Raw genomic sequence first — 17,880 nt, 5'->3', positions numbered from 1 at the left:
CAGGATGCATCGCCAGGGAGGGCAGGATGGCATCACCCCTTTCGTCGTCATCGCGGCGATTCCGATCATATCGTGCGACGAGGTCCTGCGTCGCTCTGGGTTCCGGAATACTGTTGCTATGGCTGGGTGGCTTTTCGCCGACCACGGTAGCCAACGACTGTTCTACCGGCGCCGAAACACCCACGGCACAGGACATGGAACACCTGGAAGCAACCATCGCGGCTTGGGATGACGCTTACTATGACCAGGGTGAGCGACAGGTTCCCGATGCGGTTTATGATCAGGCCAGGCATCGGCTGCAAACGTGGCGAGCATGTCTCCCGAATACCGTCGACGTCCCAGCCCTGCCAGTGGCCCCCCAAGGAGAACGTCGACACCCTGTCGCCCAGACAGGACTGGACAAGCTCTCTGACGAACAGGCCATGAAACGCTGGGTTGCAGATAGGCAGCAACACGAGCTTTGGGTCCAACCCAAGGTGGATGGCGTGGCCGTCACCCTGGTCTATGAGCAGGGACAGCTCGATCAGGCAATCAGTCGTGGTAATGGCATCACAGGGCAGGATTGGACGATGCACCTTCGGCATGTCCAGACCATCCCGAAACGGCTACCCGGAAATCCACCGGCGCGAGTCGTATTGCAGGGCGAGCTCTACCTGCGCCGGGATGGACACATTCAAGCTGAAATGGGGAGTGCCGGTGCCCGCAGCGACATTATCGGCTTGATGTCTCGCCATGAATGGCATCAGAGCGATACGGCTCGCATCGGCCTGTTCATCTGGGACTGGCCGAACGGACCTTCCGATATGGCTCAGCGCCTGTCGCAACTCACGTCCTGGGGTTTCGAAGATAGCGCCGACTACAGCCAGCCCATCGAACAGGCGGAAGACGTGGTTCGCTGGCGCCGCGACTGGTACCAGCATGCGCTTCCGTTCGCTACCGATGGTATCGTCATTCGTCAGTCCCGGCGCCCCGACAGCACGACATGGGAACCCTCTCCGCCCGACTGGGCAACAGCCTGGAAGCATCCGGCTCGTCAGGGGCTAGCTTATGTCCAGGAAATCAGCTTCACGATTGGCCGAACCGGCCGGATCACACCAGTGGCACGACTCGATCCCATCAAACTCGACGACAGGACGATTCGTCGGGTCAGCCTGGGCTCACTGAAACACTGGAAGGCTCTTGATGTCCGCCCCGGCGACCAAGTCACCATATCGCTGGCTGGTCAGACAATACCGAGACTGGACGATGTCTTGATTCCCGTTGAGCCCCGCCCTCCCGTATCGGCCCCCGATCCCGACCGTTATCATGAACTCAGTTGCCTTCGCTTACGCTCCGACTGTCATGAGCAATTCCTGGCTCGACTGGTCCGGATATCCGGGCAGAACGGCCTGGATATGCCCGGCATCGGAGAAGGGACCTGGGAAATACTGATCGATGCCGGATTGATCGATACGCTAATCGACTGGCAAGACTTGAACATCGACCAGCTGCGGACATTACCCGGGGTCGGCGACACGCGAGCACGGAACTGGTATACGACCTTTCAGAAGGCCGCCGACAAGTCGTTGGCGACATGGCTCTCGGCATTGGGAATACCACCTGCTGGCGAGGAAATCATTGGACAAATCGATGACATCGAGAGACTGGTATCGCTTCGCCGATGGACTCGGCAGGATTGGCAGCAATATGACGGCATCGGTCCCGATACGGCCGGTCGTCTCATAGCGTTTCTGAATGAACGGGAGATCGTATCATTGACGGAGGGCTGGCTCCCCGAGCAGGACTCGAACCTGCGACCCAGTGATTAACAGTCACTTGCTCTACCAACTGAGCTATCGGGGAATACCTGAGAGATTCAACTCGATCGTGTTTCCGTATTGGCTCCCCGAGCAGGACTCGAACCTGCGACCCAATGATTAACAGTCATTTGCTCTACCAACTGAGCTATCGGGGAACATCCCGGAACACGCGTGGCAGTATACGGATATCGTCTTTCAGGTCAAGGGGCAACGCCCTGAAAACCACTGAGACGAAACGGGAAGCGCCCGCTGGACCAACCATGCGGGCGCCTCATGATTCCGCTGGTGGCTACGCCCTGATTCGAACAGGGGACCCCATCATTATGAGTGATGTGCTCTAACCAGCTGAGCTACGTAGCCATCGCCGCCGTCACCCTGCCAATCAGCGATCACGCATCCGGCGACGGGAGCGAATTATGCACACGGACTTGCATCATGGCAAGTCCGCGATGCCCGATCACTCCTCAATCCCCAGCTCGGATTTGACAGCTGTCAGTCCATCATCGCCATCACGGGTATTGACACCATCGAGCCATTCGTCGAGTACGCCCGGATTCTCCTGGAGATAGGCGCGGGCCGCCTCACGTGGATCGGCATTCTCGTCCATGATCTCGGCCATCAACTGGTTCTCCATCTCCAGCGTGAACTGGAGGTTGTCGAGCAGTTCGCCTACATTGCCGCACTCATCGACATAACCGGCACGCGTGTTGGTATACACGGTCGCACCACCAAGATTCGGACCGAAATAATCATCGGCGCCTTCAAGATATTCGATCTCGAAGTTGGTATTCATCGGGTGCGGTTCCCAACCCAGGAAGACCATCCACTCCTCACTTCCCGTCTTGGAACGCACCTCGGCCAACATACCGGCTTCACTGGAATCAACCAGATCCCAGTCACCAAGACCGAACGCATCATCGTCAATCATGTCCTGGATCAATTCGTTGCCGTCGTTGCCAGCTTCGATACCATAGATCCGGTTGTCGAATTCGTCGGCATGTTCATCCAGGTCTTCGAGGGAGGTGACGCCCGCGTCATGGACATATTTCGGCACAGCCAACGTATACTTGGCTCCTTCCAGGTTGGCTCCGACACGATCCACATCGCCATCATCGATATAGGGCTCGCTGATGGATTCCATCGACGGCATCCAGTTGCCCAGAAAGATATCGAAGTCGCCATTGACCATCCCGGAATATGCCACCGGTACAGAGACAGTATCGACGCTGGTCTCGTAACCCAAGGCTTCCAGGACTTCTCGGGTCAGTGCGGTCGTTGCGGTGATGTCGGTCCAGCCGACTTCGGCAAAACGCACTGGCTCACAACTCTCCGCCTCTTGGGCCATCGCCGATGATGCACCCAGTGTGACAGCACTCGCACTCAACGCTAACAAGGACGTTTTCAGTGTCATGTTCTTCATCGAATCAACTCTCCTGATAGTCATCCTTCAGTTCAGGCTGCAACGGATATCGACAGCCATCGTTCCTGCTCCTTGTGCAACGACGCATGAAACGCGATTGTACAAGGAGTCATGCATACAACTTTTTTATTGATTGAACGTTCAATAAAAAAGAGGCATACTATTCACCATAATCGAAGTCGTCCTTCGTGGCTAGCCCGACTTCCTATCAGTAAAACGTACCTTGGCCGTGAAATCGATCGGACGACATTCAACAGAGGAGTGACTTGCGGTGCCTAAAATCGGAATGGAGCCCATTCGCCGCCGTCAACTGATCCAGGCCACCATGGAGGCCATCGATGATGTCGGCCTCGCCGATGCCACGGTTGTGCGAATTGCACGCCGTGCCGGTGTGTCGGCGGGCATCATCAGTCACTACTTCGGTGGCAAGGACGGTCTTCTCGAAGCCACCATGCGCCAGATATTGTGGGACTTGGGTCAGGCCGTAGCCCAACGGCGCAACAACCTCACATCGCAAGCGCCCCGCGATCACTTACGAGCCATCATCGATGGCAACTTCGATCGCAGCCAGGTCAGCCAATCGGTCATGAAAACCTGGCTGGCCTTCTGGGCCAGCAGCATGCACAAGGCCGATTTGCAACGCCTGCAATTCGTCAACGACAAACGGCTTTATTCCAATCTTTGCCACCAGTTTCGGCAGTGCATGTCAAAACAGCAAGCCCGACACTGCGCCAGAGGACTGGCTGCCATGATCGACGGATTGTGGCTGCGCGGTGCGTTGGCACCGGAAGGCCTCGATGTCGAACGTGCTAGACGCCTGGCCTACGATTATCTTGACAAGCAACTCGCACAAACGGCCGAGACGGCTTCGTAGCTAATAGCTCATTATTCAATCTTGGAGGATGCCATGACGACATTCGACACCCAGCAGCTTTATATCGGTGGCCGGCGAGTTGATGCCACTTCCGGTGAAACCTTCACGGTCACCAACCCCTTCAATGGCGAGCCGCTGGCTGAAATCCAGCAGGCATCACAGGCCGATGTCGACAAAGCGGTGTCCTCGGCACGTGAGGGACAGAAGGTCTGGGCGGCCATGAGCGGTATGGAGCGTGCCCGTATCCTGCAGCGTGCAGTGGCTCTCTTGCGTGAGCATAATGATGATATCGCCGAGATCGAGACACTCAATACCGGCAAACCAATCAGTGAAACCACGACGGTGGACATCGTCACTGGCGCCGATGCGCTCGAATACTTCGCGGGACTGGCGCCGGCGATCGAGGGAACCCAAGTGCCTCTACGCGAGACCTCATTCGTCTATACGCGTCGTGAACCACTGGGCGTAGTGGGCTCGATCGGTGCCTGGAATTACCCGATCCAGATCGCGTGCTGGAAATCGGCTCCCGCCCTGGCCGCCGGTAATGCCGTGGTTTTCAAACCCAGTGAAGTCACGCCGCTGACCACCATGAAACTGGCGGAAATCTTCACCGAAGCCGGACTCCCCGATGGTGTCTTCAACGTTGTCCAGGGTGATGGCCGGGTTGGACAGATGCTGACCAATCATGAGGGTATCGACAAGATTTCCTTCACTGGCGAAGTGGGTACCGGCAAGAAAGTGATGTCCGCCGCCGCGGGCTCCAGTCTCAAGGATGTCACCATGGAATTGGGCGGCAAGTCACCGCTGATCGTGTTTGACGATGCCGACCTCGACCGAGCGGCCGATGGTGCCATGATGGCCAACTTCTACTCCAGTGGTCAGGTCTGTACTAACGGTACCCGCGTCTTCGTCCATCGTTCGGTCAAGAGCGCCTTCGAGGACAAGATTCGTGAACGCGTGGCGCGTATTCATGCCGATGATCCGCGCAAACCCGAAACCAACTACGGCCCCCTGGTCAGCTTTGAGCACCAGGAAAAAGTGCTTTCCTACATCGAACTCGGCAAGCAGGAAGGAGCCCGCGTGCTGATCGGTGGCGATGACTGGAGTCAAGGTGACTTCGCCAAAGGCGCCTGGGCTGCGCCGACGGTCTTCACCGACTGTACTGACGACATGCGCATCGTGCAGGAAGAAATCTTCGGTCCGGTAATGTCGATCCTGACCTTCGACGACGAGGAAGAAGTCATCCGCCGTGCCAATGACACCCATTACGGTTTGGCGGCCGGACTTTTCACCGAGCGCCTCGATCGCGCCCATCGCACCATCCATCGACTCGAAGCCGGCATCTGCTGGATCAATACCTGGGGCGACTCCCCCGCTGAAATGCCGGTGGGCGGCTATAAGCAATCCGGGGTTGGCCGTGAGAACGGCTTCTCGACGCTGGAGCATTACACCCAGATCAAATCGATACAGTTGGAAATGGGCCCCTTCGAATCGGTGTTTTGAAACCTCGCTCCTTACTCGAAACGTTATTCATCCTTGAGCCGGCGCGGGCTGTCCCGTGCCGACCAGACCCCCTTTATCGACTGACAGGAGGGCTTGTCGATGCCGCAGGCTCGTGAATTCGACTACATCATCATCGGCGCCGGCTCAGCCGGCAACGTATTAGCGACACGCTTGACCGAGGATAAGGACGTCAAGGTACTGCTACTGGAAGCGGGTGGTCCGGATTATCGGTTCGACTTCCGTACCCAGATGCCGGCAGCACTGGCCTATCCGCTGCAAGGCAAACGCTACAACTGGGCGTTCGAAACCGATCCCGAGCCGTATATGGATAATCGCCGCATGGAGTGCGGTCGCGGCAAGGGGCTGGGTGGATCGTCATTGATCAACGGCATGTGCTATATCCGCGGCAATGCCCTGGACTACGACAATTGGGCTACGCAGCCGGGTCTGGACGATTGGACCTATGCCGACTGCCTTCCCTATTTCAAGAAGGCAGAAACTCGCGATATCGGTCCGAACGACTATCACGGTGGCGACGGCCCAGTCAGCGTAGCCACTCCCAAACCCGGCAACAATCCGCTATATCATGCCTTCATCGAGGCCGGTGTCGAAGCCGGCTATCCGCGCACCGAAGACGTCAACGGCTATCAACAGGAAGGATTCGGACCGATGGACCGTTTCGTTACGCCTGGAGGACGTCGAGCATCAACAGCACGCGGTTATCTCGATCAGGCCAAACAGCGTCACAACCTGACGATCCTGACGCGAGCCACGACCGACCGGATCCTGTTTGAAGGCAAGCGCGCCGTTGGCATACGTTTCCATCACAAGGGCGAAGTGACCGATGCCTACGTGCGTCGGGAAGTCCTGCTCAGCGCCGGCGCGATCGCTTCGCCTCAGATCCTGATGCGCTCAGGCGTCGGCGATCCAGAGCACCTCGCCGAGTTCGATATCCCGGTGGTACACGACAGCAAGGGGGTGGGTGAGAACCTGCAGGATCATCTGGAGATGTACATTCAATATGAGTGCACGCAACCCATCTCTCTTTACCCGGCCCTGAAATGGTACAACCAACCGAAGATCGGAGCCGAGTGGCTCTTCAAGGGCACCGGTATCGGTGCCAGCAACCAGTTCGAAGCCGCCGGTTTCATCCGTACGGACGACACGGAAGCATGGCCCAACCTGCAATACCATTTCCTGCCGATCGCAATCAGCTACAACGGCAAGAGTGCCGTGCAGGCTCATGGCTTCCAGGCTCATGTCGGTTCGATGCGCTCTGAAAGCCGCGGTCGTGTTCGACTGACGTCACGCGATCCGAAGGCAGCGCCAAGCATCCTGTTCAACTATATGTCGACTGAACGTGATTGGGAAGAATTCCGCGCCGCCATCCGTAAGACGCGCGAAATCATCGCCCAACCGGCAATGGATCCTTATCGAGGCCGTGAGATTTCGCCGGGGCCCGATGTTCAGTCAGATGCTGAACTCGATGCTTTCGTGCGCGCCAATGCAGAGACCGCCTATCATCCCTGCGGAACGTGTCGGATGGGCAATGACGAGTCGTCAGTCGTCGACGGTACCGGTCGCGTTCATGGCCTGGAGGGCCTGCGCGTCGTGGATGCCTCCCTGTTTCCGGTCATTCCCACCGGCAACCTCAATGCCCCGACGATCATGCTGGCGGAAAAGATAGCCGACAAGATTCGTGGCCGCGATCCGCTACCCCCTTCCGACGCGCCGTACTATGTGGCCGATGGGGCACCGGCCCAGAACACACCGGTACGCCCCTGATTCCTTCCGCGCCCCCTCCCCTGCCCCGCTACCTGAAGCCCCCCGTCCAACTATCGGGGCTTACTTCATACCGCGGGGCTTTTTTATATCTCTAGTCAAGGGCCGGCAAATACACTAATCTATAAATTCAAACGGCCGTTAGATTCTATCATCGATCGGCTCGTTCCTTTTCTGTCAGGAACGGAGGTTCCCCCATGGCCCAACTCGTTCTCGTCCTACTGACAGTCGCTGCGTTGCTAGTGATCATGCGTCGTGAAACCGGTGCCCTGGCCGCCACGATCGTTACAGGTGTCGCCGGTCTCGTTGGTTGGCTCATCGGAGCACCGTTACTGGGCACTGTGCTACTGATTGGCGCCGGTGCACTGGCAGCCTGCGGGCTACCGGCCTTTCGCCGTCGGTGGCTGACTCCTCGGCTGTTCAGCCTGTTCCAGCACATCGCCCCCAAGATCTCCGATACCGAGCGCACCGCACTGGATGCCGGCAGCGTCGGCTGGGACGGGGAACTCTTCACGGGACGTCCGGACTGGTCCCGGTTAATGGCCCAGCGCTTCGATGGCGTGAACGAAGTAGAGCAAGCATTCATCGACCACCAGTGCAATATCGCCGCCGGCATGTGCAATGCCTGGGAAATCGCTCGCGAGCGCGCCGATTTGCCGCCCGAACTCTGGGACTACCTCAAACGCGAAGGCTTCTTCGGCATGATCATCCCCAAGGAATATGGCGGTCTGGGGTTTTCGGCCAAGGCCCAGTCTCTGGTCTTACAGAAGCTGGCCGTCAACGAGACACTGATGGTCACGGTCGGCGTGCCAAATTCATTGGGACCAGGCGAACTGTTGCTCAAGTACGGTACCCAACAACAGAAAGACTATTACCTGCCTCGCCTGGCCGATGGTCGTGAAATTCCCTGCTTCGGCCTTACCGGCCCCCGTGCCGGTAGCGATGCCACCGCCCTCCCCGATACCGGCGTGGTCTGCAAACAGGTCGTCGACGGCCGGGAGGTTCTGGGCTTGCGGCTGAATTTCGAGAAACGCTGGATCACGCTGGCCCCCATCGCCACTGTTATCGGTCTTGCCTTTCGCATGTTCGATCCGGACGGTCTACTGAGCGATACCGAGGACCTGGGGATCACCTGCGCACTGATACCGCGCCAAACGCCCGGCATCGAGATCGGACGTCGTCACCACCCCATCGGTAGTCCTTTCATGAACGGGCCGATCAAGGGCACGGATGTCTTCGTCCCGATCGACACGATCATCGGCGGACCGGAAATGGCCGGGCAGGGCTGGCGAATGCTGGTCGAGTGCCTATCGGTCGGACGCTGCATCACGCTGCCCTCGGGCGCGACCGGAACGGCGCGATATGCACTGGGATGGACGGGAGGCTTTGCTCGCTTGCGCCGTCAATTCAATCTTCCGGTTGCCGAGATGGAAGGCGTTCAGGAACCGCTGGCGCGCATGACGGCATTGACGTATATCGCTCAAAGTACCGTCCTGCAAACCGCGAACATGATCGATCATGGCGAACGACCGGCCGTTCCCTCGGCCATTCTCAAGAGCCAGCTGACCGAATTTCAGCGTCGGATCCTGGCAGATGCCATGGATGTTCATGGCGGCAAGGCCGTCACGCTGGGGCCCCGCAACTATCTAGGTATCGGTTATAGCGCCAACCCGGTGGCGATCACCGTGGAAGGTGCCAATATCATGACCCGCAACCTGATGATCTTCGGCCAAGGGGCAATCCGTTGCCACCCCTATGTGCTCGATGAACTGGCCGCCAAGGACGCCAACGACGTCCAGGCCTTCGATAAGGCGTTCTTCGCCCATGCGGGCCTGATCTTCGGCAATGCCGCCCGGGCTCTGACGCAAGGGCTGGGAATCGGGAAAGCGGCGACACCGTTTGATGAAGTGGCCGCCCCCTATGCACGAGACGTCGCGCGTCTCTCGGCCGGGTTCGGGTTGTGTGCCGATGCGGCCATGGCCACCCTCGGCTCCCGGCTAAAGTCCCGGGAGATGCTATCAGCCAGGCTGGGGGATGTTCTGTCCAACCTCTATCTGACGTCCATGGTGCTGAAACAGTGGCATGAAAGTGACAATGTCGAGGGCGAAGCCGCCCTGCTTCACTACAGTTGCCGTTTCCTCCTCTACCGCGCGGAACAGGCTTTCGCCGAGCTATTCGACAATTTCCCCAACCGAGCACTGGCTCGCATGCTGGCACGGGTCATCATGCCGTTGGGTAGACGCTGGCACCAACCCACGGACGACCTAACACGGGAGATCGCTCAGGCAATATCGCGCCCGACCATGCTGCGTGAAAAACTGCTCGACAACACCTGGGACCATCAAGGCAGCGATCAACGCGACAATCCGCTGGCACGCTATAATGCGCTGCTGGAAGACTACCCACGCGCTGAACCGCTTTACCGTCGTATCGACAAGGCGCATGGCAAAGGTGAGATAGGCGCTGATGCGCTTCATCCCGAACAGCGACTGGAAGCGGCATATGAAGCCGGTCTCATCAATGAAGAAGACGCTATCTTCATGCGGAACTTCGAGGCTCGAGTGCTGGAGATGCTGACCGTCGACGACTTTGCCTTCGATGCCTTTGCGCTGCATCGGGACAAGGTAGTCCAACACGATATTGCCTGACCGGTCACGGCAATTCGATGCGTCTTACCCCGCAGCCGCTGGGGCTGGCTGCCGGAGTACGCGCTTGATCAGCAGCAGCATGGCCAGCGCTGACATCATCCCGGGCGGCACCCAGGTCAGAATGCCGCCAAGGACTTGATCCTGCTGGGGATCGATAGGCCAGGCCCGACCACATACGGCATAAACATCAAAGAGTTCAGTGCGGCTCAACGCAATATAGGCACCCAGTGCCAGCTGTAACACGGTCACGAACCACAGCAACACCATACGCCAGGCAACGCGCAAGGTGTGAGAACGCGGGTCCAGGATCAACCACCAGAACAACAAACCATCGAGCAGCATGCTCCAGTTCATCACCAGATATAGTTGATGGCTTAGCATGGCACGGAAGTGAATATCGGGAATCAGCCAGAAATACACCAGCCCGACGAACAGCACGCCTGCCACGGGAGGATATTGCAACACGCGATAAAGGCATTGTACGGGTGATGATGCCAACCATTTCGCCAATTGCTGCTTGATACGACCTGACGGGAAGCCTGCTGCGAGAATTGACCACGGATTCGCCAGCACGATCAGGAACGCAGCCACATGATGCAGTACGAGGTGCTGAATGCGGTGCACGAAGAACATGAACTGTGCGTAATAATCGAACTGGGTATGCATGACGACATACCCCAGCACCAACCCCGTCCAGAAGACACCGGAACGCCACCGTTCAGGCGCCTCCCCCTGACGGCGACACACCGCGACACCACGCCAGTAAAGTACCGCCAGACCACCGTAGAAAACGATAGCCAATGACGACCACTCATACGGCAACAGCGCATTCAGCCAGCCATCCCATGACATAGACCCAGCCCACCGGTTCTCACTGCAGATGCATCGGGTATCTTCGCTGTCCCGGCAGGTCGGGTCAAACCTCTATCGCTTCATGGTTTCCAACATCCGGTTCACCGCCTTGAGATGTTCCGGCTCGTTGTGGCACATCCCCTGAAACGTCGCACACAGATCGAGGAACTCCTTGAGTTCCATGCGCTGCCCCATCGTCATCAGGCGCTTGGTCAATCGTGTCGCCTTGGGCGGTTGATCAGCAATTCGTCCGGCCAGTTCATCGACACGAGTCATCAGCGAGTCAGGCTCGACGACATCCAGCACGATCCCCAGCCTCTGGGCTTCCTCGGCATCGATCACACGACCGCTCAGGGTCAACTCAAAGGCACGTTGATAACCAATCAGTCGTTGCAGATACCAGGCACCGCCATCCCCGGGGATGATCCCGAGATTGAGGAATGTCTCGCCAAACTTGGCGCGGCTGGACGCGATGCGAATATCGGCCATATTGGCCAGGTCGAACCCCGCTCCGATCGCCGGGCCGTTGACCGCGGCTATCACCGGCACTTCCAATGCCTGCATGGCGAGCGGAATTCGCTGAATCCCACGACGATAACGTTCGGCCACTTCGGCGGGATCACCGGCGAAATCTCCCTGCCGTTCCGCCATATCCTTGATGTTACCACCGGCCGAAAAACTCGATCCGGCCCCGGTAATCACCAGCACCGAGACATCCTCACAATCGTTGGCCCACACAGACGTCGCCACGATATCGTCGATGAGATGTGTGCCGGTCAATGCATTGCGCACATCATGACGATCCAGGGTCAAGGTGGCGACACGAGAGTCGAGCGACAAACGGGCATTCTGTAACGTAGGCTGCATCATGTAATGTCTCCCTCCGGCTGAATTGACGCCTTGTTATCGACGATAATGCGCGCATCCACCACCGCGTAGCCATCCGCATAGGCGATGACCGGATTGAGATCCAACGACTCGATCTCGGGATAAGCGGATACTATCGATGACACCTTCATCAATAGATCGACCAACGCCTCCTGATCGATCGCCACCGCACCACGAATCCCCTCGAACACTTTCTTGGCCTTGATCTGCGATACCATCGAGCGGGCATCCTGCCGCGTCAACGGAATGGCTCGAAATGCCACGTCCTCCAGTACCTCGACGAATATGCCCCCCAGCCCGAACATCAGTACCGGACCGAAGACAGGATCGCGAATCATCCCGATGATCACCTCGGTCCCCTTGCGAGCCATCGGCGTGACCAGAATGCCCTCGATATCGGCCGCCGGCACATGCGTCCGACAGGTATCGAGTATTCGAGTATATGCTTCGCGCAATGCCGACTCGCCATTGAGGTCAAGCTGGACACCACCCGCATCGGATTTGTGAAGGATGTCCTTCGATACCACCTTCATCGCCAGTGAACGATCCCCGAACGCCTCGGCGATCCCTCCCAGTTCGTCGATACTGCGCACCACTTTCTCCTCGGGGACCTGTAGACCGTGAGCGCCCAGGAGCGCCTTGGCCTCAGGTTCGAGCAGATCGCGTCTTTCCCGATGAGCGCGTGCAAGAACCGCCTGGTGCCCAGGATGCGGCGTCACCGTCGTCGCCCACTCGGGTGATGCCATGGCGTGCAGGTATGCCCCTCGCTCACCCAGCGCGGCGACGACTCGAACCGCATGCTCGATGGAGTGATAGACAGGTAATCCGGCTTCATGGAGGCGTCGCAATGCCGGCGGTTTGACCGGCGCATAGAGACTGTAGATCACCAGCGGTTTGTCGGTGCGGCGATCGAGTTCGATCATGGCCTCGGCGCCACGCATTTCATTCCCTAGCAGTTCCTCGGCAAACCGCAGGTGGTAGCCACCGAACATGCCAATCAGTAATACACTGTCGACATCGTCATCATCGGCCAGGATCGCCATGCACTCCGCCAGGATCGACGGATTGGCATCACTGGAACCGGCCACATCCACCGGATTGGCCAATGATGCCTGGGGCAACAACACCTCGGCCAGTTGCTGACGTGTCGAATCGCGCAACGTCGCCAGTTCCAGGCCGGCTTCGGCCAGGCGATCGGAAGCAATCGTCGCCTGCCCGCCACCATCGGCAAGGATCGCCACACGTTTGCCCCGCGCCTGCTGCAATAGCCCCAGCCCTTCCGCCACGGGCAGGATCTCGTCGGAATATTGCACGACACTCACACCGGACTGGCGAAGCAGATCGACAGTCATGGCGTAACTTCCAGCCAGGGCGCCCGTATGTGAACTCGCCGCTTTCTGCCCCAGGTCGGTACTGCCTGCCTTGTAAACCACCACCGGTTTGACTGCCGACACCGCCCTGGCAACGTCCAGGAAGCGCCGTCCGTCACGGAAACCTTCCACATATAGGGTCGCGACCCGAGTCTTCTCGTCTTCCCCCAGGTAACGAAGGTAGTCATCGAAACCAATGTCAGTCTGATTGCCGGGGCCCACATAAGTGCTGAAACCAACCTGACCGTTATGCTGAGCTTCCAGCGCCAGTGACAGCAGCATGTTGCCGGATTGTGACACAATGCCGATATCGCCGGGCCTGACGTTCTCCAGCGCCAGGAGATTGACCTTGTGATGGAGATTGAAAATGCCGGAGGTATTGGGACCAATGAGTCTCACGCCGGCTTCCCGGGCCGCAGCCAGTACCTCATGCTCCAGCACAGCCCCCTCTGGGCCGGTTTCCCCGAAGCCGCTGGCCAGAATCACGGCTCCCTTGGCGCCAGCTTCTCCACAATCCCGCAACAACGTGGGAACGGTGGATGCCGGCGTGCAGATCAGGGCCAGGTCGATCGGTCCGGGAAGGCTGGCCAGGTCCGGGTAGGCACGCACACCCAGCACATGTTCCAGCTTGGGATTAATCGGGTAGATCTCACCAGCAAAACCGTCTTTCACCAACCCGAGCATCGCCTTGTACCCACGCTTGGTCGGGTCTGGCGAGGCCCCGATCACTGCAATGGCATTCGGCGCCAGAAAGTCGTGCAACGGACTGCGATCGACGATGGGGGGATGTTCCATTGGATTCATGGTTCAACACCCCCGAAACACGGGCGACCGTTTCTCGGCAAAGGCATCCACGCCTTCCTGCCAATCCGCAGTGGTCGAGCAGGTAAAAACCGCATCCAGTTCCTGCTGGAGTTGGGACTCGAGATCGGTATGGCTTCCCTGGTTCACCAACCTCTTGAGCATCGCCATCGATACCGGCGCCTGGCAGGCCAGACTTTCCGCCAGTCGATCGACCTCTTCGGCCAAGGTATCGGCAGGCGAACTCGCTACGGCCAGGCCGATCCGTGTGGCCTCTTTCCCATCAATACGACGACCGGTATATAATAGTTCACGGGCCTTGCTCAGACCGACAAGTCGAGGCAGCAGCTTGGACACACCGCCTCCCACACAAGTACCGATTCCGGTTTCCGGAAAACCGAGTTGCGCTTCGTCATCCATGACGATGAAATCACACGCGACGGCCATTTCTGCACCGGCTCCCAGTGCATAGCCGTTGACCGCGGCTATGGCGGGCAGCTTCAAGCAAAGGATTCGTTCACAGACGTCATTACCGAGTTGCAGGTATCGGCGGCGCTCATACAGCGAACGCTGGGCCGAGCCATGCGCTTTCATATCGGCCCCGACACAGAACGCACGTCCTTCTCCTGTCAGTATCACAACTCGAATCGCAGGATCAGCTTCCGCTTGATCGAGGGCATCCAGCACCTCCCGATATAACGTTTCGATCACGGCATTGAGTCGATGCGGGCGGTTGAAACGGATCTCGGCAATCGGCCCACGATGCTTGACGATCAGCGTTTCATAAGACGGGCTGGTCATTAATGCTCCTTGGCATGCGAAGCCAGTGTGACGAAGACAAAACGTTAGTATCAAAATATAAAACAACATGACACATTCGTTTCAAAATCATGCTACGGGGAACTGGAAACATCTGTCAACACAAACGTACCTATACTTACATCACTCTGACTCAAATGTTTCAATAACGACCGTGTACTTCGGATACAATGCGCTCTTGCTCACGCCATAGGCAGAATGCCTGGCCCCGCGAATCAGAGAGGTCTCCATGCAGCCAGACGGTGCCGACACGACAACGACAAGCGACCTGGATGCCATCAATCAAGCTCTGGCCGCCTGCTATCCGGAACTGAGCCAGCAGCTCAAACTGGCCGCCCGCTATGTGCTGGATCATCCGGTGGAGGTGGCGTTCCAGTCGATTCGCAAGTCAGCCACGGCCGCCGGCGTAACACCATCGACCTTGATGCGTCTCGCCAAGCGACTGGAATTCGAAAGCTACGAGCAGTTTCGGGAGATATTTCAGGCGGCGATGCAGGCCGGTCCCATCGAACTGTCCGGCCGAGCCTCGAGCCTGAAAGCCCAGGCCAATACCGATGACCAGGTATTTCTGGATGTCGGTGATGCGGCTTTCGATAACATCGGACGCCTGTTCACGCCTGATACGCAGGGCAAGGTCAGACAAGCGGCACAACGTTTGCTGGCGGCGGGAAACGTGGCTGTCATCGGATTCCGCGATACCTTCGCGTGCGCCTACCATTTCGCCTACGTAGGGCGCATCGCCATGCCGAATGTGCAGTTGATTCGCGGACAGGAAGGCGGGTTATTGACCGAGCTTGCCCCTTTCGGGGAAGGCGACCTGGTCGTGGCCTTTGGCTTCGACCCTTATTGCGCCGAGACGGTACGTGCGCTGGACATCGCTCGGGCGAACGGTGTCGAGGCGATCGTCATCACGGACACCTTGCGATCCCCCCTGGTGCCGGGCGCAAGTATCACCTTCAATATCGCCACCTCGACGCCTCACTTCTTTCCATCGATTCTGTCAGCCATCACGCTCATCGAAGCCATCCTCGCCGAGTGCGTGGCTTATGGCCCCGAAAGCCTGGTCGATAATGTCACGAGGTTCGAGTCTCGCATGCGCGACCTCGGGGCCTATATCGACATCGAGTAGTCAGCCACGAGCGACGCTTCACGGCGTTCGCTCGTCACCCATCTCACGGGAGAAGAATCGTGGAGCCTGTCGTCTTCCTTGCTGCCAGGGAGTCCTGCGCCTTCCCCGCATCAGAAAGGGCGTAGCGCTGGGCGATATCGACCTTGACCTTGCCGCTTTCGAGCATGTCGAACAGATCGTTGGCCATCATCTCCAGTCGCTCACGGGTATCGGCGTAACCATTCAGACTGGGACGCGTCACGAACAGCGAGCCTTTCTGATTGAGAATGCCGATGTTGACCCCTTCGACCGGACCGGAGGCATTGCCGAAACTGACCATCAAGGCACGTTTCTTGAGGCAATCCAGCGACGTTTCCCAGGTATCCTTGCCGACAGAATCATAGACCACATCACACATCTCGCCCTGAGTAAGCTCACGGACCCGCTCGACCACATCTTCCTGGGTGTAGTCGATGGTTGCCCAGGCACCGTTGGCCTTGGCCAGATCGGCCTTCTCCTTCGAACTCACGGTCCCGATCAACTTGACGCCCAGTTCACGCGCCCACTGGCAAGCAATCGACCCGACCCCGCCGGCAGCGGCATGAAACAGGATCGTCTCGCCGCCTTCCAGCGGGTAGGTCTGACGCAACAGATATTGCACGGTCAAGCCCTTGAGCATGCTTCCGGCAGCTGTTTCCACATCGACATCATCGGGCAGGGCGACGACCTTGTCGGCCGGCAATGTGTGGTATTCAGCATAAGCCCCTAACGGGCCCTGGGCATAAGCGACGCGATCGCCCTCCCGGAGGTGAGACACGCCCTCTCCAACCGCATCGACGATACCAGCACCTTCAGTTCCCAACCCCGACGGCAACGACGGCGCTGGATACAAACCGGTCCGGAAATAGATATCGATGAAATTCAGCCCCACCGCTTCATTTCTGACGCACACCTCACCGGGCTCCGGCACCCTCGGCTCGACATCGACATAATCGAGCACTTCAGGGCCACCGGTACGAGAAAACTGAATGCGTTTTGCCATGACCTGTTTCCTTAGATCGCTAACGGGATACTTGCGTATCCAAGCGTCGAATACCGCCTCTCGTCAAGCAATTCCCCCACCATGATACGAATACTCCTTCCAATGAACATGTTACAACTACAGAAAATGCGATGAACTCATGCCAACAACCTATTCAAGGAGGTCATGTATGAATCCATTTTCTCTATCCGGCAGCATTGCCATGGTCACGGGCTGCAACAAGGGGCTCGGCCAGGCCATGGCTGTCGCCTTGGCCGAGGCAGGAGCCGATATTGTCGGCGTCAGCCGCAGTGAAGCGACCGCAACGCATGAAGCAATCGACGCTCTGGGACGGCACTTTTACCCGATCCACGCCGAGTTGGGCCGCGATGAGCCGGGTGAAATCGTGACCCGGGCGATTGAGCAGGCAGGCAAGCTGGATATTCTGGTCAATAACGCAGGGACCATCCGGCGGGCACCGGCACTGGAGTTCACCGAGGACGACTGGGATGCCGTCATCGACGTTAACCTGAAAGCAGCGTTTTTTCTCTCTCAACAGATGGCACGCCACCTCGTCGAACGCCGGAGTGGCGGGAAAATCGTGAATATTGCCTCGGTACTCTCCTTCCAGGGAGGTATTCGCGTGCCGTCGTATACCTCCAGCAAGAGCGGCATTCTGGGACTGACCAGACTGCTTGCCAATGAATGGGCTGCGTACGGCATCAACGTCAACGCCATCGCTCCCGGTTACATGGCAACCGACAATACCCAGGCCCTGCGCAACGACGAACAGCGCAGCGCCGAAATCCTCGGTCGCATTCCCGCCGCACGCTGGGGGACACCAGAAGATCTGGGCGGTGCCGTGGTCTTTCTCTGCTCCGATGCGGCGAACTATGTTCATGGCCATGCCCTGGCCGTGGATGGCGGTTGGTTGGCACGATAAGCCGATTGCCGTGCAATCTGCGCCGAACCAATCACATCGCTATGACGCGTGT

Annotated in this window: 13 protein-coding genes and 3 tRNA genes; 7 read left to right on the top strand and 9 right to left on the bottom strand. The window is 58.3% G+C overall.

All coding sequences use genetic code 11. The features are described 5' to 3' along the window. Positions 1-26 precede the first annotated feature (26 nt). Complete coding sequence (gene ligB, locus BLW01_RS19030) at positions 27-1,808, top strand: NAD-dependent DNA ligase LigB (RefSeq protein WP_092571257.1); 1,782 nt, start codon at positions 27-29, stop codon at positions 1,806-1,808. On the opposite strand, the gene BLW01_RS15005 is transcribed toward ligB, so the two are convergent. The 4 genes from BLW01_RS15005 to BLW01_RS14990 form a co-directional block, all read right to left on the bottom strand. Next, positions 1,767-1,842 (bottom strand) — tRNA-Asn (locus BLW01_RS15005). The genes ligB and BLW01_RS15005 overlap by 42 nt on opposite strands. Before the next feature lie 36 nt (positions 1,843-1,878). Beyond that, positions 1,879-1,954: transfer RNA gene (locus BLW01_RS15000), tRNA-Asn, on the bottom strand. Positions 1,955-2,082: 128 nt separating this feature from the next. Continuing rightward, positions 2,083-2,159 (bottom strand) — tRNA-Met (locus BLW01_RS14995). Between the two features lie 97 nt (positions 2,160-2,256). Continuing rightward, positions 2,257-3,219 carry a choline ABC transporter substrate-binding protein gene (locus BLW01_RS14990; protein WP_229806471.1) on the bottom strand — a complete coding sequence of 321 codons (963 nt, stop codon included), beginning with the start codon at positions 3,217-3,219 and terminating at the stop codon, positions 2,257-2,259. A 271-nt stretch (positions 3,220-3,490) separates the two neighbouring features. On the opposite strand from BLW01_RS14990, the gene betI reads away from it, so the two are divergent. From betI to BLW01_RS14970, 4 genes are all read left to right on the top strand, one after another. Then, positions 3,491-4,093 carry a transcriptional regulator BetI gene (gene betI / locus BLW01_RS14985; RefSeq protein ID WP_175529858.1) on the top strand — a complete coding sequence of 201 codons (603 nt, stop codon included), beginning with the start codon at positions 3,491-3,493 and terminating at the stop codon, positions 4,091-4,093. Between the two features lie 33 nt (positions 4,094-4,126). Next, positions 4,127-5,596: a betaine-aldehyde dehydrogenase gene (gene betB / locus BLW01_RS14980; RefSeq protein ID WP_092571121.1), complete on the top strand. Its 1,470-nt coding sequence runs from the start codon at positions 4,127-4,129 to the stop codon at positions 5,594-5,596. A 99-nt stretch (positions 5,597-5,695) separates the two neighbouring features. After that, entirely contained in the window at positions 5,696-7,381 is a 1,686-nt protein-coding gene (gene betA, locus BLW01_RS14975; RefSeq protein ID WP_092571120.1) for a choline dehydrogenase, read from the top strand. A gap of 194 nt (positions 7,382-7,575) precedes the next feature. Beyond that, positions 7,576-10,026, top strand: coding sequence for an acyl-CoA dehydrogenase (locus BLW01_RS14970; protein ID WP_092571118.1), 2,451 nt, complete (start codon positions 7,576-7,578; stop codon positions 10,024-10,026). A 24-nt stretch (positions 10,027-10,050) separates the two neighbouring features. Here the strand turns inward: BLW01_RS14970 and BLW01_RS14965 are convergent, their stop codons facing one another. The 4 genes from BLW01_RS14965 to BLW01_RS14950 all read right to left on the bottom strand — a co-directional run bounded on the left by BLW01_RS14965 (position 10,051) and on the right by BLW01_RS14950 (position 14,738). Then, positions 10,051-10,878, bottom strand: coding sequence for a cytochrome c oxidase assembly protein (locus BLW01_RS14965; RefSeq protein WP_092571116.1), 828 nt, complete (start codon positions 10,876-10,878; stop codon positions 10,051-10,053). 72 nt (positions 10,879-10,950) lie between these two features. Continuing rightward, on the bottom strand, positions 10,951-11,748 hold the full coding sequence (locus BLW01_RS14960; protein ID WP_092571114.1) for an enoyl-CoA hydratase-related protein: 798 nt from the start codon (positions 11,746-11,748) through the stop codon (positions 10,951-10,953). Further along, positions 11,745-13,940: an acetate--CoA ligase family protein gene (locus BLW01_RS14955; RefSeq protein ID WP_092571112.1), complete on the bottom strand. Its 2,196-nt coding sequence runs from the start codon at positions 13,938-13,940 to the stop codon at positions 11,745-11,747. The genes BLW01_RS14960 and BLW01_RS14955 overlap by 4 nt, the downstream gene beginning before the upstream one ends. A 3-nt stretch (positions 13,941-13,943) precedes the next feature. Beyond that, on the bottom strand, positions 13,944-14,738 hold the full coding sequence (locus tag BLW01_RS14950) for an enoyl-CoA hydratase/isomerase family protein (RefSeq protein ID WP_092571110.1): 795 nt from the start codon (positions 14,736-14,738) through the stop codon (positions 13,944-13,946). A 247-nt stretch (positions 14,739-14,985) separates the two neighbouring features. Between BLW01_RS14950 and BLW01_RS14945 the strand changes: the two genes are divergently transcribed. Next, positions 14,986-15,885: a MurR/RpiR family transcriptional regulator gene (locus BLW01_RS14945; protein ID WP_092571108.1), complete on the top strand. Its 900-nt coding sequence runs from the start codon at positions 14,986-14,988 to the stop codon at positions 15,883-15,885. A gap of 43 nt (positions 15,886-15,928) precedes the next feature. Here the strand turns inward: BLW01_RS14945 and BLW01_RS14940 are convergent, their stop codons facing one another. After that, the gene (locus tag BLW01_RS14940) at positions 15,929-16,906 is read right to left on the bottom strand and encodes an NADPH:quinone reductase (protein WP_092571106.1); all 978 of its coding nucleotides are present in this window, start codon (positions 16,904-16,906) and stop codon (positions 15,929-15,931) included. Positions 16,907-17,075: 169 nt separating this feature from the next. Here BLW01_RS14940 and kduD point away from each other — a divergent pair, with 169 nt between their 5' ends. Beyond that, entirely contained in the window at positions 17,076-17,828 is a 753-nt protein-coding gene (gene kduD / locus BLW01_RS14935; RefSeq protein WP_092571104.1) for a 2-dehydro-3-deoxy-D-gluconate 5-dehydrogenase KduD, read from the top strand. Positions 17,829-17,880 lie beyond the last annotated feature (52 nt).

Source organism: Aidingimonas halophila (assembly GCF_900106955.1).
Lineage (GTDB): Bacteria > Pseudomonadota > Gammaproteobacteria > Pseudomonadales > Halomonadaceae > Aidingimonas > Aidingimonas halophila.
This window is presented reverse-complemented; position numbering and strand designations above follow the sequence as displayed.